Below are 16,374 nucleotides of genomic sequence, written 5' to 3' on the forward strand. Positions count from 1 at the left end.
CCAAAAATAGGCTATTCTAACAAATCCAAAACCACCTAGAGAGGGACAATGATACAGCTAGCCTTTGAAGCGCCTTTGCGATTTCTCTTGCTGCGGACTGATAGACTCGGCGATGTAGCGCTCACGATCCAATGCGCCCAAGCGATCAAGACTGCTTATCCCAATAGCTTTGTCTGCTTTGGTCTGCAGAGCTACACAGCCCCCCTTTTGGCGAATAATCCCTTTTTAGACGCTATCATACTCACAGATACTTGCACTCAAAAAGAGCTTGTAGCAAAGATCAAAGCCCAGCATTTTGATGTAAGCGTTTCATTTTTTGCTTCAAAAATAGCTTGCTATGTCCCGTTTTTAGCCAAAATCCCTATCCGTATTGGCCCTTTTTCTAAGCTGCGAGCATTGCTATTCACGCATAAAATCATTCAAAAGCGCTCTTTAAGCAAGCAAAACGAAGCGCAATACAACCTAGACCTACTCAAAATCCTAGGCTGCAAGACAACATATTTCCCAAAAATCTATCTCACAGCCCAAGAAAAAGCCCAAGCCCAAGCTTATCTAAAGGCCAAATTCAGCACACAAGCATATCGATTCATTTTACTACACCCCGGTAGTGGGGGCTCTTCAAAAGACTGGCCGATAAGAAATTATCTCACACTCGCTGAGCAAATCCTCAAAAACAATCTCGCTCAAGTCCTCATCAGTGGCTCTTTAAAGGAGCTAGAAACTTATAAAAATATGCTCGCAGATTTTCCCTTGCTGCAAAAAAATCATTTTTTTGAATCCCCCAAGCCTTTGAGAGAATTTTTAGCCATCATTGCTGAAGCGGTCTTGTTTTTAAGCAATGGCACTGGTCCCTTGCATTGCGCGATAGCACTCAATGTCCCATCTATCGGATTCCATACACTCATGCGCTCTTGCAAGCCCGATAGATGGGGACCCTTCGCCCAAGACCCAAGCCTACATACCGTATTAACCCCCCATACTCCCACAGGAGAAAAGCTCCCTGAGTGCAAGACTTGCAGCACCAAATGCCCCTTTTATCTGTGTATGGATACGATCAGTGTCAAAGAAGTTTATCAAACCATCACGCACAAATACGCTCACGCGCTCACGCCCCCAACTCCCCTACCTACACCACCTACACCACTTGCGCCCAAAGCCCCTAGCCTTAAAGAAGCCAAAATTTGTGAGGAAAGTTGATGTTTCAAAGTCCATTTTTATACAATCTCAAAGGGATTAGCTATCTTTTGCCCCAACCTCTAGTGCGATTCAAGCTCTTATCCCAGCTAAAATCTCTCCAAAATCTCACAGATGACGCACTGAATAATCTCAAAGACAAAATCTCTTATTACTGCGATTTTGCGCCCACAAAGCTCCAAGCCACTGCCAATCCCTCGCGTTATGAGCTGCTCCAAAGGGGGTCGAGATATTTTTTTGATGCGTATGAATACATCAGACTTTTCCCAAAAGATTTGATTTATGACCTAGAATATGGCGATGTCAATTATAATCTTCTCACCCCTGCCCTATGCAAATCCCGCCCCATCAAAGAAAATTCAAGCTTTAATGTGCTTTTGAATTTAGACAAACTCAGACATTTCAAATTCTTCACCACCGCGCCAAAAATCCCTTATGAGCACAAACAAGATATTTTATTTTTCCGCGGGGCGTGCTATCAGCCCCATAGACAAGAATTCATGCAAAAATATTTCAAACATCCATTATGCGACTTAGGCCATGTAGGCAAGCCAATATCTGGCCTAGTCCAGTGGCAAAAAGACAAAATCACAATCCCCCAGCACATGGCCTATAAATTTATCCTCTCGCTTGAGGGCAATGATGTAGCGAGTAATCTCAAGTGGATCATGAGCTCAAATTCACTAGCCCTAATGCCAAAGCCCAAATTTGAAACTTGGTTCATGGAGGGGCGATTGATACCCAACTATCACTATATCCAAATCGCATCTGATTATAGCGACACAATCGAACGCCTTGAGTATTTTATCACCCACCCCAAAGAAGCTAAGGCAATCATTGCTAATGCCAATGCCTATATCAAGCAATTCTTAGACAAAAAGACACAAGACCTCATCGCTATTTTGGTGCTGCGTAAATATTTTTATCTCACAGGGCAAATAGAAGTCAGCAAGCTTGAAAAAGAGCTATTTTCCTAAGCTGATAAAATCTAAAAAATCTCAAGATACTTTTAAGCCCGAAATTTTTGACCACCTTGATTGTGCCGTTTGTCCTCAATAGCTAGGCTGACAAATATCCCAACAAAAAGCAAAAAGAAATTACCCTCCACAAACGCGCTCATCGGCTCATTGCCTATACCCCCTATGATATAAAGTATCAACACGCCAAAAACACAAGCGCCGAGTAATTGTAGTCTTTCAGAAGCCTTTTTGATCCCTTTGAGAAAAAATATCCCCACGCTCAACCACACACCCACCAACGCAATCAATCCTAAAATCCCCTTGCGCGCGAGCGTATTAAACACCTCACTATGGAGTCGCTGATAGCAATCACGCCTTTGATACTCTCCACTGGGGTATTTGAGCTCACAAAGACTTTTTGGGTTCAGTCCGATAATTGGTGAGATTTTAAAGGCGTTCCAAGACTCTCGCCACATCTGAAACCTCAGCCCTATGCTATTATCAGCTAGCAAGGGATTATCAGGGCTAGCCATCGGCATTGCAGCGATGGATTCAGGAGCGACATCTAGGTATTGTTCGTATTTTTTTATATCTGTTTTGGCTTCGTGGAATCGCAATAAAGAGGCCTTGACCTTAGGCGCGAGTGCTAGGACAGCCAAACAAGCAAGCAAAAGCACCGCAGCCCTCTTCCATATGACTGATTTCTTGCATACCACTGAGTTTTTGCATACCATTGCATTCTTGTCTTGACACATCAATATCAAGCAAAATATTCCCACACAAGCCACAAAAAAGGCAATCATAATCCCCCTAGACTCTGTATAAATAATTGTCAGCACACTCAAAATAAAACCAAAACCAAAAATAATCCTCTCTTTGAGGGCAATCTCTTGCTTGAGATAATAAGCCCATACGCATAGCCCTATCGCAGCGCTCAAATCAGCAAACTCAAAAATACCTGCAAATCCATCGACGCGCCCAAGGTCTAAAATATTTTTTTGGACAAAGCCAATAACGCCATTGACATACGCACCCAAACAAATAGCATAAAAAATCATTTGCAAACGCAAACGCACGGATAGCCCCACCATCAATACCAAAATCCCCGCACCCATTGCATAAGATATGGGGAGATTAAACGATCGGAAACGATCATAAGCAAAGCCGCCATTGACAAATAAATTTGGCAATATAGTCAGAAAAACTGCCAGAAAAAAATAAGCAATCCATTGCACGCCCTTAGGCACTCTTGTCCAAGTGATACGCCCAAAGATCCAAAAACAAAGCAAAATCAAAAAAAATACTGGCACAAGCCCTTGAGAAGAATAACGCGATGAAGAAAAGATAAAAAGCAAGCAGACTAAGAGGTTCAAGACCGCACTCAATCTCTCTTGAGAGCGGTGTATCGGTGTGTCAGACAACTACCTATCCTTGATTTTTAGTTCTGCGATGAGTTGGGCATATCGTTCATATTCGGTTTTTTTGAGGTATCGCAAAAGATGTTTTCTTTTACCCACTAGCTTGAGAAGTCCTAGCCTGCTAGAGTGGTCTTTGGGATTGTCTCTAAGATGAGCTGTGAGCTCTGTTATCCGCACACTCATCAGTGCGATCTGCACTTCAGAAGAACCTGTGTCCTTGTCATTTCGAGAAAATTTCGCAATAATCTCTTGTTTTTTCGCCGTATCTAAAGCCATAATGACCTCCTGAATGGTAATTTTAAAGACGCGATTATATATCAAAAAAGCAAAGTTTTACATTAAAGATTGTAGAATCACCATAATTTTTAGTTTCTAATCCAAAGGCATAAAAGGTATATTGCAAGTGGCTTCCCAAAGACAAAAAAACGCCATCAGAAAGGCAATCCCGTTTTTTCGCGGACTCACACAATCCAAAGATTTGAGTGTGGTCGCTTTTGTGATTGCGATTTTAGCCATTATTATTGTGCCACTCCCACCTTTTTTGCTCGATTTTCTCTTGATTGTATCGATCGCCCTCTCAATCCTCATTATACTCATTGGGCTTTATATCAGCAAACCAACAGATTTTTCGGCTTTCCCGACATTGCTTTTAATCGTTACGCTCTATCGCCTAGCGCTCAATGTCGCTACAACTAGAATGATTTTGACAGAGGGCTATAAAGGCCCTGAATCTGTCAGTGACATCATTGCAGCATTTGGCGAGTTTAGCGTTGGGGGAAATTATGTGATTGGGACAATTGTCTTTACGATTCTTGTGCTTGTCAATCTCTTAGTCGTTACCAACGGCTCAACGCGTGTCACAGAGGTGCGCGCGAGATTTGCCCTTGATGCAATGCCCGGTAAGCAAATGGCTATTGATGCAGATTTGAACTCAGGGCTTATTGATAACGAAGAGGCCAAAAGGCGACGTGAAGCCCTCACACAAGAGGCTGACTTTTATGGCGCAATGGATGGGGCGAGCAAATTTGTCAAAGGCGATGCGATCGCTTCGATCATCATCACACTCATCAATATCATTGGGGGCTTTTTAGTAGGGGTATTCCAAAGGGATATGAGCGTGGCTTTTAGTGCTTCGACTTTCACGATTCTGACTATCGGTGATGGGCTAGTAGGGCAGATCCCCGCACTCATCATCGCTACAGCTACAGGTATCGTAGCCACTCGCACCACTCAAGGCGAAGAAGAAAATTTTGCCTCCAAGCTCATCACCCAGCTCACAGACAAAAGCAAAACGCTCATTATCGTAGGCTCTATACTGCTTTTATTTGCCACCGTGCCTGGGTTGCCGACTTTTTCACTTGGCTTTGTGGGCTGCTTGTTTTTGTTTATCGCTTGGATCATCTCTAGGGGGGATAAGAAAAACTTTTTTGCCATATTTGAAAAATGGCTAGGTCAAAAAATGGACTTAGATCTCTCTAGCCCCTCAAATGACACAACAAACCCCGATACAAGCACGCACGCCCCGATAAACAAACAGCAAAAAACTCCTGAAGAAATCAAAAAAGAAGAAGAAAAAGCTATTGATGAAGTCCTAAAAATCGAGCTTTTAGAGCTCGCATTGGGCTATCAGCTCATTGGACTAGCAGACATCAAGCAAGGCGGGGATTTGCTTGAGCGCGTGCGGGGTATTCGAAAAAAAATCGCTGGGGATTATGGGTTTTTAATGCCCCAAATCCGCATACGCGATAATCTCCAGCTCCCACCGACACATTATGAAATCAAGCTAAAAGGCATTGTCATTGGTGAGGGCAGTGTCATGCCCGATAAATTCTTAGCTATGAATACAGGCTTTGTAGGCAAAGAAATTGATGGTATCCCCACTAAAGAGCCTGCTTTTGGAATGGACGCGCTCTGGATTGAGCCCAAAGACAAAGAAGAAGCAATCATGCAAGGCTATACAATCATCGACCCCTCCACGGTGATTGCTACGCATATGAGTGAGCTTGTCAAGAGCTATGCTGAAGAATTCATCACAAAAGATGAAGTCAAATCCTTGATGGATAGACTCTCTGCTGATTACCCCGCTATCATCGAAGAAGCCAAAAAAATCCCCACAGGTGTGATCCGTTCTGTCCTCCAAGAGCTTTTACACGAGAAAATCCCTATTCGCGATATGCTCACTATCTTAGAAACCATCACAGATATTGCGCCTTTAGTGCAAAATGATGTCGCTATCATCACAGAACAAGTGCGCGCCAAGCTTGCGCGCGTCATTACAAATATCTTTAAATCCGAAGATGGCAGCCTCAAGCTCCTCACCCTCGCGACCAACGCCGAACAATACCTCCTAGGCAAGCTCAAAGAACAGCCCTCTGGCAAGACGCTCTTACTCAATGCTAATGAAATGCAAAAGCTCATCGAAGCCATCTCTGAAGAATCCATGAAAGTCCTCCAAAAAGGAATCGCCCCCGTGATTCTCATCGTAGATCCCGAGCTCAGACGCCCATTAGCCAATAAAATGGAACAATTCAAGCTTGACCTCATTGTCTTAAGCCACGCTGAATTAGATACCAACGCTAAATATGAAGTATTGGGCAATATCAATATCAATTTTAAGGAATAAAATGCAAGTCCACCACCTATCCCATATCGACCTTGATGGCTATGGCTGTCAGCTCATATCGCGACATTTTTTCAAAAACATCCATTTTTATAACGCCAACTATGGCAAAGAAGTGCTAGCAAGAATCCACGCAATCTTAAACAACATCAACAACTGCGCACAATCCAAGCTCGAAGACAAATTCCATTGCAAATCACATAGCAAATTTTTAATCCTCATCAGCGACCTCAATCTCTCCCCCACAGAATCCAAATACCTCCAAGAGCGTGTCGATGGAATGCGCCTAGAGGGCAAAGACATTGAAATCAGCTTGCTAGACCACCATATCAGCGGGGAAGAATCTGCTAAAACCTATCATTGGTATTATCTGGATACCCACAGGTGCGCTAGCAAAATCACCTATGACACCCTCATGCAAAACTACCCTCTCATCAACCCCGATGACAAGCAATGGCTAGGGCGTATGACTGAAATGATCAATTCTGTAGATATTTGGAAGGAAAACGGCTTTGGCTTTGAATTTGGCAAGGTGGCTATGAGTATGATCGCTACTTCTAATGAACTCAATCGCTTTATGTTTGATACCCAACACAGAGATTATAAACTCTATTTACTCAAGCAAGCCAGAGAATTTTTAGAGCAAGAAAATGGCGAAGTTTTGTTTGATAATGCGATTTTTCGACTCAAGAAACTAGCCCTTGGCGGCGATCCTGATAAGGCCACGATGGATAATATCGCCTCCCACGCACAAGTGCGCCTGCTTTCAGAGAAAAAGGCTGAATGCACTTTATTTTATGGCGATAAAAGGGGCTTTTTGAGCTATTCGATGGGAGGGATTAGCGTGCTAGCGAATTTATTTTTGACTAAAAATCCTGAATTTGACTTTTATATCGATGTGGGGTCTAGGGGAAATGTGAGCTTGCGGGCTAATGGCAAATGTGATGTGAGCGCTTTGAGTAAAGAGCTTTTCAATGGTGGAGGGCATAAAAACGCCGCAGGAGGGAAAATAGATGGCTTCAAAGAGAGCTTTTTGTATGCAGATATCAAAAATCAAGTGGAGCAGATTTTAAAACACTAAAACAAGGAAAATACAATGAAACAAACAATAGACACAATCGAATTCCAAGAGCTTGCTTTAGAAATCATCGATATGCTAGGGGTTGCCTTGCATTTTGCTGGGGTCAAGACTGAAAATATCCCACAAGCTATCGATGCATATCTTGAAGAGATAGACACTATCGATGGAGAGCAAACCTATGGACAAAAAGAAATCATTGCAGTGATTGAGGGCTTGCGCACTAAAAAAGGGTTTTTGTTCTCTTGACTCTAGCAAGAAAAGAGCAAACTAGCTATAATCACACGCACAAATCCCCTCAAATCTCTAGTTTCTAGCTTGCCTTTGAGATGGGGGCAAATATCTTTTAGGGGTCATAAAGGGGATTTTAAGTTTTAAGGGCAAAAGGATTTGATGATGACAGAAAGCACTAAAAATCTTAAGGGGGGGGGGGCGAGAGAGTAGTTTGATGGAGCAGCAAGTCGCTCCTGTATTAGCACTCATTGTGCCTTGCTATAATGAAGAAAGCTTGATTTTATCAAGCCTGCAAACCTTATATGATAAGCTAGACTCCCTCAAAGACCAAAACATTATCGCCACACAAAGCTTCATTATCTGCATTGATGATGGCAGCACAGACCAAAGCCCCGTGATTTTACAAGATTTCGCACACCACCACCCCTTTTGCACACTCATCAAGCTCGCCAAAAACTATGGCCATCAAAATGCCTTGCTCGCAGGACTCAAATACGCACACAAACGATGTGATTGCTGTATCAGTATCGATGGAGATCTCCAACAAGACATAGACAAAATCCCTGAATTTATCGCTAAATACTCTCAAGGCGCACAAATCGTGCTAGGAATCCGTAACGACAGAAAAACTGATGGTTTTTTCAAGAAATGGAGCGCTTATGGGTTTTATACGATGATGCAACTTTTAGGCACACCCACTATCAAAAACCACGCCGACTACAGACTTTTAGGTAGCAAGGCTTTGGAGAGATTGATGGTTTTTAAAGAAAGCAATCTTTTTTTGCGTGGGTTGATTTTAGAGCTAGGAGCGCAAGTAGAATCTGTGTATTTTGATGTCAAACCACGCACAGCAGGAGAGTCTAAATACTCTCTAAAAAAAATGCTCGCCTTAGCCATCAATGGTATCACTAGCTTTAGTATCCGACCACTCCATTGTATCAGCATTGGAGGTGGGATAGTGTTTTTTGTGAGTTTTTTGCTGGGTGTGTATAGTTTTTATATCGCCCTTTTCACAGACCAAGCCCTCCCTGGTTGGGCTTCTATCGCCCTGCCCTTATATTTTTTGGGCGGGATACAGCTCCTAGCCTTAGGCGTGATCGGAGAATACATCGGCAAAATCTATGCAGAAACCAAGCAACGCCCACCCTATCTCATAGACTCCATCACTGCCTCTAACTCACAACGCCCCCTTTCTCTTCTCCAAAATATTCCAAATACCAAAGACACTCAAAATATCAAAGATACCCAAAACACCAAGGACACCCATGCAAGCAAATAAATACCTTCCTCATGCATTACTAGCTCTCTTGATAGCCCTCTATGGACTGGGTATCATATGGGGCAGTGATTTTTCTGTCATTGATGACCATACTTTGAGTGTTTTTACCCTTATGCACCACCCGATTCCGTTTTTTATCGCTCCAGAGATTGGGCGCTTTTACCCGCTCAATGCCCAAGAATGGAATCTCATCGCCCCCATATTTGGCACAACTCCAAAGGTTTTTTATATTTTTAATGCTTTGATGATGGTGCTTGTGAGCCTTTGTGTCCTTGCGATTTTAAGGCTCTGGCTGCCTTTGCGCTCTGGCTTTGTCTATCTTTTTGCGCTCTTTGTGCTTCTTATTTCTCCTAACTTTGCTACAGCATTTTTACGACTTTTTGTGCCTGAGAAGATGGAAATAGTATTCTTGAGTCTTTTTATGCTCTCTTATACACTTTTTTGTCATAAACAAAAGCCCATCTATGCTTGCATAGGCGTATTGATGGGCTTTATAGCGATGTTTTATAAAGAAACAGCTTTTATTTTAATAGGCGTATTTGCATTATTCCATTTTTTATTTGCTTATAAAACCTCCTCAAAAGCCTCCAAAATCTTTGATATTTCCTTGCTATTTGTAAGTGCTATTTGGCTATGCATTTATCTTGGAATCATCTGGTCTGCTAAAAACAATAGCAGCTTTTATGGAGCAAGCCCTCTTGATACTCTCACAACACTAGCAAAAGTCACATTTTCTTATATCTTTGATCCCATTATTCTCATTGCTCCTTTAAGTTTTATTTCCCTCAAGCTATGGCTTGTGCTCAAAAATAAAGCAAGCTTCCACCCCGTTTTTGACGCAGCACTCATCGCAGGGCTTGTTTTTATGTTCGCTTATCTCAAGCTCGGTATTGCCAACTACCACTACCCTCTCCCTACTTATATTTTCTTCCTCGTGCCCTTGGTGGCATATTTCATCGAGTATTTCAAATATAAGTTTGTTAAAATCCTCTTTGCCCTCTGTATCTTTCTCTATGGAATCAGCACCTTGCCAAGCTTCATATATACCTTTGCGCATTATAAATTTGTCCCTCAAAATTTTCAATCCACCCTAAGCTTTCTCACAGATTACACACGCACGCACAATGGCACAACAATATATCTACAAGGGGTCAATAGAGCTTCGGGCACAGAAGTTTATACAAGCTTTATTCGATGGCTCAAATTTTATGGAGCCAAAGACTTTGATTTTGCCTCAGACCTCCCCATCGACAACCCACTTTTAAGCGCCCCTGATCCTACAAGCCCCTATACATTATTCCAAAACAATCTTATCTCCAAGCCCAAAACAGGGGATCTGCTGATACTCACCCCTTATAGCGATGATGCCTTCTATCCTACGATAAAAGCCCTCAAACAAAAAAACTACCCCCTATTATTCCTCGCACACAAAGGCTGGAATATCCCTAAAATAGGTATCAAAAATATTGCCAAATATTTCTACAATCACTTCTATCCACAAAACACTATCGGGGTCAATCACAATAACTTTGGTCTGCCCTTGTATTTTTATGTCTATGAAGTCCGTTAATTCGCTTCTGCGCTATCTCTTGGTTGGCGGGGTGAATACAGCTTTGGGCTTTGGAGTGATTTTTGCCCTAATGTATGTGGGTTGGGGAGCAGAATTGGCTAATCTGCTTGGCTATATCTGCGGTCTTATCTGTTCTTATTTATTAAATAAAACTTTTACCTTTAAATCTAAAAATCCCCACAAAAGAGATTTTTTACGCTTCTTACTCGCTATGGGTATTGCTTATGGGGTCAATCTACTCATCTTGTTGGTCTGCTATCGCCTTTTACATATCAACGCCTATCTTTCCCAAATCATCGCAGGGGTTGCTTATACTTTAAGTGGATATTGTCTGAGTAAATTTTGGGCATTTAAAAGCTTATAATAAAATACAAAAAACACTTAAAGGTATCAGATGAAAAAAAACTTTTACTCTATATTGCTGCTTTTGTTTGCTATCACAGGCTGCGCGAGCTATACCATCACGCCCCAAAACATCACGCGCTATGACAAAGGCGTTGAGATTTTAGACTCCATCAAGCCAAGCTCCAAAGTCCAAATTGAAATTTCTCAAAGCCATCTTGGAGGGATCTCCCACCCACCCCTTGTTGTCTATGTGGGCGCGCAGATTTTAGAGGGCAATGAAGTGATTTTAGACACAGACAATATCTCTGCTTCTCAAAATAACCAACCCCTCCCTATCCTCACTTACGCACAAATTCTCAAATCCAGCTATGATTTCAGCGATATTTTACAAGACTTTGGTATCCCCACACCCCCCTCCTCAGTCTCTACGACCAATATCATCACGCCTATTTTTTACTATGGTCGCGGGGGCTTTTTGGCCTATAATATGCTCTTCAATCCCTTTCTTATCGATGATTCTCAAACCCAGCAAATGATCCAAGAACAAAGAGAAGCACGCAAGATTATGGCAACAAACTACCTACGCAAAACAACCTTGAGTGTAGAGATCAAAGCCAAGGGAGGTTTCATCGCAATCGATACAAAAAAAATCCACACAGGGACACTAGAACTCAAAGTATCCTTAGGCAAAGATGTGCATCGCTTTGATATCAATATCCAAAAAAACTAGCCCTTAAGGCTTCTTTTTGGGTCTATGGGGGACTTTCCAAAACACATAAATCACCTTGATGAGTATCGTAAAAATAACGCCCTCAAAAATCGCAGCTAACAAAAATGAATAATAAGTATTCTGATCCATCGCCCCAAGCTGCAGACCCAGCGCTGCTGTAGCAACCAAAAATGTCAAGGGCATCGAATCGCTCAAGGCAAACAGCACGGTATTTTTAGCATTTTTGAAATATTTCCTAAAAGCAATGGTCGCAGACACTAGGCGCAAAGAAATCATTCCCACCACGATAAAAGCCCCATGAGCTAGCAAACTCGGAGTATGCAACACCAAAGACAAATCCAGAGTAGAACCCACGTGCACAAAAAATAACGGCACAAAAAAGCCAAACCCAATATCATTGAGCTTATGGACCAATTCGTGTTTATACGGGAAAAAAGTCGCTACCACCATACCTGCTAAAAACGCTCCCAAAACAATCTCCAACCCCAGCCACATCACAATCACAATCAATCCAAAAAACAACATCATACTGAAACGAATATCTTGGTTGTTTTCATCATTATAAGGCATGATAAATAGCTTGAGATTTGGAAACCACCAAAACAATATCTTGCCTAACTGGAACAACCCCACAATCACAAGCAAAAACAACAACAACACAGCCAAGGTCTTATAAAGCTCTATCGTCAATCCATAAGAATACGAGCCGTTAATAATCACCAAAACAGCGATACTGACAAGCTCTCCGATAATACCAATCTTTAAAGCAAGATCCAACCAAGGCATATTTTTGCCATAATCTTTAATAAGCGCCATAATCATTCCCAAGCTCATCACAGGAAATGCTGCAATGTAGATTGGAGGGAGCTTGAGGATAAGGACTGCTGAAGTCGCTACGACATACAAAACAAGAAAATACATACCTGCTTTTTTTAAAAATTCCTTACCTAACTGCTTGAACCCACGCAAATCCACTTCCATACCGCACAAAAACATCAAAAACAAAAACCCCACTTCTGCAACGATTGTCAGCCCTTCAGAGTGCTTGAAAATACCAAAATAATAGCCCAACGCCCCCAAAACAATCTCGACTACAACAATGGGGATCTTAGTCAGCTTGCTCACATAAGGGGCGATGAGGATTAAAATCGCAATGATTGCAAAGGTGAATAAACTAGCCATCACACACCACCCTCTCTAAGCCCCAAGGCCTCTAAAATCGCCCGAGGATACAGCGCATATTCTAGCTGATGGATTCTGTTTTCAAACGATTCAAAACTCTCGCCTGCTATTTTAGGAACACTCTCTTGTAAAATCAGCGCACCTCCATCTAAAACCTCATTGACCCAATGCACGCTCACTCCCCCAAAATCCTCAGCACTCTCATAGCTATCTCGTATTGCTTGTGCGCCTTTGTGTCTAGGGAGCAAGGAGGGGTGGATATTGATACAGCGATGTTTCTGGGTAAAAACAGGAGTCAAGACCCGCATGAACCCCGCTAACACGACCAACACAGGACAATACCCCTCCACAAGCCCACTCAAAGCCCGATCAAAATCCTCCCTACAGCTAAAATCTTTATGCGATAAGACCTCACATTTTATACCCAAAGACTCGCAGCGTTTGATACCATAGGCTGCGGGGTTGTTGGTGATACAAGCTAGGATTTTGAGCTGGACTTTTTGTGTGTCATGCAAATAATATCGGTCATGCAAGCTTTCGATGATATTTTGCATATTGCTCCCATTGCCACTGAATAAAACCACCAATCCCAACTCTTCCAATCCATATCCCTTATCAGCAAGTTTTTGATGTGTTATTTTATCATAAAAGTCTTTGGGCACTTGCGCGCATTGCCCCATAAGCCTCTCTTGGCTTTTATGGCTCTTTTCTATGATAATCCCCGCTTTTTCCCCCACTTTTTGATTCTAATGTGATAGCAGATATCACCATCGATTTATCCAAAGCCTTAACCATATCATAGATAGTCAAAAGCCCAATACTCACGCTCATCAAAGCCTCCATCTCCACGCCCGTCTTGCCTTGAGTCTTGACAGAAGCATACAAAGTAAAGGTATGACACTCCCTGTCTTCATCGATACGCACATCGACTCCAGAGAGAAACAAAGGGTGGCACATAGGTATCAGTTCGCTTGTTTTCTTAGCCCCCATAATCGCTGCGATAATCGCTGTTTGCAAAACAGGGCCTTTGTGTGCTTTCTGTTCGATCACTGCTTGAAAAGCTTGGGCGTTCATTGTGATTTTTCCACTCGCACAAGCGATACGATCTGTAGGGCTTTTAGCACCTACATCGACCATTGTTGGGTGGTTTTGTGCGTTCAAATGGCTGAGTTTCATCGATAGCCTTATGTGTTGGTATGTGAAATGTATTTTACTATGTTTGAGATGATGTTTGAGATAAAGATTGCAGATAAAAAACTGAGTGCCCCAATCAAAGACACTCAGCAAAGAAAGTTCTACAAAAAATCCAGGAGTTTAGAAACAAACCGTTTTACTTGCTTCCGTTTATCTGATATAATAATTTATGTCAGATGATTTATTTTATCATAAAAGATTTTATAAATAATATATCAATACAAATATTTCAATATGAAAATTATTTATTACTATTTGTAACATTTTGCCTTTGTTACTTGGGCTATCACCCAAATAGCACACCCCTCCAGACAAAATTTATCAGCAATCTGTGTTAAAATCACAAAAAGGATATAACGATGAAAAATTTTTGCCTTGTTATCCCCATCGCCAAAAAAGACCTACACGCACTTAAAGCTTGCGTTGATTCTCTACTCACTCACATCTATATCAGCAAAGATATAGCTACATATTTGACCCCCCCCCCCCCGATACACCTTTACATTTGATAACAAACAAGATCAATACATCATCGACCCTCAAGTCCTCTCACAGCTCAAAACACGCTCCTGCACCCCTCTAACCCCAAACCCCCATACCCACAGAAAACTCAAGCCATCTGATATCTACATCATCGCCCACCAAGACTGCCAAGCCCAAATCTCCTCTATAAGTCCCCATATCCATTTTGTTGATGAAAATAAAGAATTTGGCACGCTCAATTACCAGCACATTTTTAATTTATTAGACAAATTCCATATCAACACGCAATACACGGGCTGGTTTTTCCAGCAATTTTTGAAAATGAGTTTTTATCAGATCGCCCCGAGTGATATTTATATGAGCTTTGATGCTGATTGCTTTCTCATCAGAGATCTTGTGATTGACAATATATTTTTCAATGTCCTTGATGGCAATCTGCCCTCCAATCACCCTTATATCGCTACCAACAAAATACTTTTAGAACTGCCTAATTTTCATCATATGCAATTCATGAGTGAATTCATGATATTCCAATCCCCCATACTCAAAGAGCTGATTGCGCGTATGGAGCAAAACAAGCATAATTTTTTTGAAAATATCCTACGCATCATAGGTCAAGACCCACTTGGACTAAGCTTTTCGGAGTTTGAGTGCTATGCAAACTACTGCTTAGCACATCAAAAAGGGGGCTATCACCTTAGGCAACTGCCTGTTTTAAGAATTGGCGGGAGATTTTTTGAGTCCATTGATCAAGTAGATAATCAGGTCTTAAAAGACTTTGCCAAGCATTATTATATGCTGCAATTCAACCATTGGGACAAGCTCTCCCCATATGCCAAATGGATACAAAACAAAACTTTACGAAAAATACTAGGTGTCAAAAATCTGCTACGGATCTATCACAAGACAGGGCAATACAAAAGAGATTTTTGAATCTATTTTTCACATCTCACACCCCCCCTCAAAGCACTCACACCCTTAGCCTAAACCTCTTTTTTAAAAACCAAGCCCACTCAAAAAGTTTTTAATGCAGCAATGCATCAGAATCGATATTTTTAATCATTCACCCATCACTCCCCCCCCTCAGTCAAATTGGATACAATCTTAAGATACATAGATACGACATTAGAGGCCAGCAAGCACATTGCTTTATTTGCCACAGCTTTTATCTTAGCTAAGCCTGCGATATTGTTTGTTTTCTCTTTCAAAAAAAAAGGGGGGGGGGGGTTAACCACCCCTAACACAATGGGTGGGTGGGTCAAGACCTTAGCCCCGAAAAAAAACTCTTTTTTCGGCAAACAAGGAGGGGAAGCTCGCTTTCCTCCCCTATCTATTTTCATTGGGATTTTTGCAAATCCTAAGACCTACTCTTTCAATTTAAGAAGCTAAAAAGGCTTTTTATTTCTCTTTTTTAAAAATACTTTTTTAATTTCAAAAAAGGGGTTTATCCTCCCCTGCCCCCTCCTTTACCCCGAAAAAACTCTTTTTTTCGGCAAACAAGGAGGGGAAGCTCGCTTTCTCCCCTATTTAATTTCATTGGGATTTCTTTATGAAATCCTAAGACCACTACAGAGAGCTAAGCCCTCTTGCGCTCCTAAAGGATAGAGTTATGATAAGCAAAGCTTCTCATCAACTCATTTTTAGAGGTTCGCACTACTGTAGTCTTAAATCTGTCTTTTTGCACCACGCAAGGGCGAGCGAACACGCAGCAATCCGAGGTTTTCTATCCTTGCATTTTTGTATTTCGCCTTTGCGTGCAGGGGCAAAGGGGTTTTTAAGGGGATTTAGGGGGCGCAAAGCTCAAGTCAGCCCCCTTTAGCCCCTTAATGCGTAAGCAAAAGGATTTTGCAATCCAAAAGAGTTTTTTCGGGGTTAAGGTCTTGACCCACCCACCCATTGTGTTAGGGGTGGTTAAACCCCTTTTTTGATTTAAAGAAAACAAAAGTCTTTTTGAAATTAAAGAATAAAAGAGCTTTTGAATTAAGAGCAAGACCTTGGCATTATTGTTATTTAATACGATTTAAAGTTGATTTAAAAGGTGTTTTTAGAGCTTTAAAAGATGGTTTGAAGAATAGTTAGTTTCAGTTA

Annotated in this window: 16 protein-coding genes; 11 read left to right on the forward strand and 5 right to left on the reverse strand. The window is 41.7% G+C overall.

The genetic code is table 11. The features are described from left to right. Positions 1–48: 48 nt before the first annotated feature. Positions 49–1,197 (forward strand): glycosyltransferase family 9 protein, encoded by a 1,149-nt coding sequence (locus BKH46_RS04645; protein WP_095225671.1) that lies wholly within the window; start codon positions 49–51, stop codon positions 1,195–1,197. Beyond that, on the forward strand, positions 1,197–2,171 hold the full coding sequence (locus BKH46_RS04650; protein WP_095225672.1) for a glycosyl transferase family 90: 975 nt from the start codon (positions 1,197–1,199) through the stop codon (positions 2,169–2,171). Before BKH46_RS04645 ends, BKH46_RS04650 begins: the two co-directional genes overlap by 1 nt. Positions 2,172–2,203: 32 nt before the next feature. Here BKH46_RS04650 and BKH46_RS04655 read toward each other — a convergent pair whose 3' ends face one another. Further along, positions 2,204–3,574, reverse strand: a complete 1,371-nt coding sequence (locus tag BKH46_RS04655) for an O-antigen ligase family protein (RefSeq protein ID WP_095225673.1) — start codon at positions 3,572–3,574, stop codon at positions 2,204–2,206. Next, positions 3,575–3,847: a 30S ribosomal protein S15 gene (gene rpsO / locus BKH46_RS04660; protein ID WP_095225674.1), complete on the reverse strand. Its 273-nt coding sequence runs from the start codon at positions 3,845–3,847 to the stop codon at positions 3,575–3,577. It abuts the gene before it with no gap. A 127-nt stretch (positions 3,848–3,974) separates the two neighbouring features. On the opposite strand from rpsO, the gene flhA reads away from it, so the two are divergent. The 7 genes from flhA (at position 3,975) to BKH46_RS04695 (ending at position 11,427) form a co-directional block, all read left to right on the forward strand. Continuing rightward, complete coding sequence (flhA, locus tag BKH46_RS04665; protein WP_095225691.1) at positions 3,975–6,194, forward strand: flagellar biosynthesis protein FlhA; 2,220 nt, start codon at positions 3,975–3,977, stop codon at positions 6,192–6,194. 1 nt (position 6,195) lies between these two features. Then, entirely contained in the window at positions 6,196–7,272 is a 1,077-nt protein-coding gene (locus BKH46_RS04670) for a DHHA1 domain-containing protein (RefSeq protein ID WP_095225675.1), read from the forward strand. A gap of 15 nt (positions 7,273–7,287) precedes the next feature. Then, positions 7,288–7,518 carry a hypothetical protein gene (locus tag BKH46_RS04675; RefSeq protein WP_095225676.1) on the forward strand — a complete coding sequence of 77 codons (231 nt, stop codon included), beginning with the start codon at positions 7,288–7,290 and terminating at the stop codon, positions 7,516–7,518. Positions 7,519–7,717: 199 nt separating this feature from the next. Further along, positions 7,718–8,782, forward strand: coding sequence for a glycosyltransferase family 2 protein (locus BKH46_RS04680; protein ID WP_095225677.1), 1,065 nt, complete (start codon positions 7,718–7,720; stop codon positions 8,780–8,782). After that, a complete protein-coding gene (locus tag BKH46_RS04685; protein ID WP_095225678.1) occupies positions 8,769–10,352 on the forward strand; it encodes a hypothetical protein in 1,584 nt (527 codons plus the stop codon). Before BKH46_RS04680 ends, BKH46_RS04685 begins: the two co-directional genes overlap by 14 nt. Then, positions 10,339–10,716 (forward strand): GtrA family protein, encoded by a 378-nt coding sequence (locus tag BKH46_RS04690; RefSeq protein ID WP_095225679.1) that lies wholly within the window; start codon positions 10,339–10,341, stop codon positions 10,714–10,716. Before BKH46_RS04685 ends, BKH46_RS04690 begins: the two co-directional genes overlap by 14 nt. Before the next feature lie 30 nt (positions 10,717–10,746). Continuing rightward, positions 10,747–11,427, forward strand: a complete 681-nt coding sequence (locus tag BKH46_RS04695) for a hypothetical protein (RefSeq protein ID WP_095225680.1) — start codon at positions 10,747–10,749, stop codon at positions 11,425–11,427. A gap of 3 nt (positions 11,428–11,430) precedes the next feature. Here the strand turns inward: BKH46_RS04695 and BKH46_RS04700 are convergent, their stop codons facing one another. The 3 genes from BKH46_RS04700 to moaC are packed head-to-tail and all read right to left on the reverse strand — an operon-like array spanning position 11,431 to position 13,785. Next, positions 11,431–12,612 (reverse strand): cation:proton antiporter, encoded by a 1,182-nt coding sequence (locus BKH46_RS04700; protein ID WP_172402561.1) that lies wholly within the window; start codon positions 12,610–12,612, stop codon positions 11,431–11,433. Beyond that, positions 12,609–13,289 (reverse strand): phosphoribosylglycinamide formyltransferase, encoded by a 681-nt coding sequence (gene purN / locus BKH46_RS04705; protein WP_095225692.1) that lies wholly within the window; start codon positions 13,287–13,289, stop codon positions 12,609–12,611. The genes BKH46_RS04700 and purN overlap by 4 nt, the downstream gene beginning before the upstream one ends. A gap of 16 nt (positions 13,290–13,305) precedes the next feature. Next, positions 13,306–13,785, reverse strand: a complete 480-nt coding sequence (gene moaC, locus BKH46_RS04710) for a cyclic pyranopterin monophosphate synthase MoaC (protein WP_095225682.1) — start codon at positions 13,783–13,785, stop codon at positions 13,306–13,308. A 750-nt stretch (positions 13,786–14,535) separates the two neighbouring features. On the opposite strand from moaC, the gene BKH46_RS04715 reads away from it, so the two are divergent. Beyond that, positions 14,536–15,219, forward strand: a complete 684-nt coding sequence (locus BKH46_RS04715; protein WP_343286592.1) for a DUF6492 family protein — start codon at positions 14,536–14,538, stop codon at positions 15,217–15,219. 676 nt (positions 15,220–15,895) lie between these two features. Next, positions 15,896–16,105, forward strand: coding sequence for a hypothetical protein (locus tag BKH46_RS09395; RefSeq protein ID WP_143428910.1), 210 nt, complete (start codon positions 15,896–15,898; stop codon positions 16,103–16,105). Positions 16,106–16,374: the final 269 nt, after the last annotated feature.

This window comes from Helicobacter sp. 12S02634-8, assembly GCF_002272865.1.
In the GTDB taxonomy this organism is placed as follows: Bacteria; Campylobacterota; Campylobacteria; order Campylobacterales; family Helicobacteraceae; genus Helicobacter_J.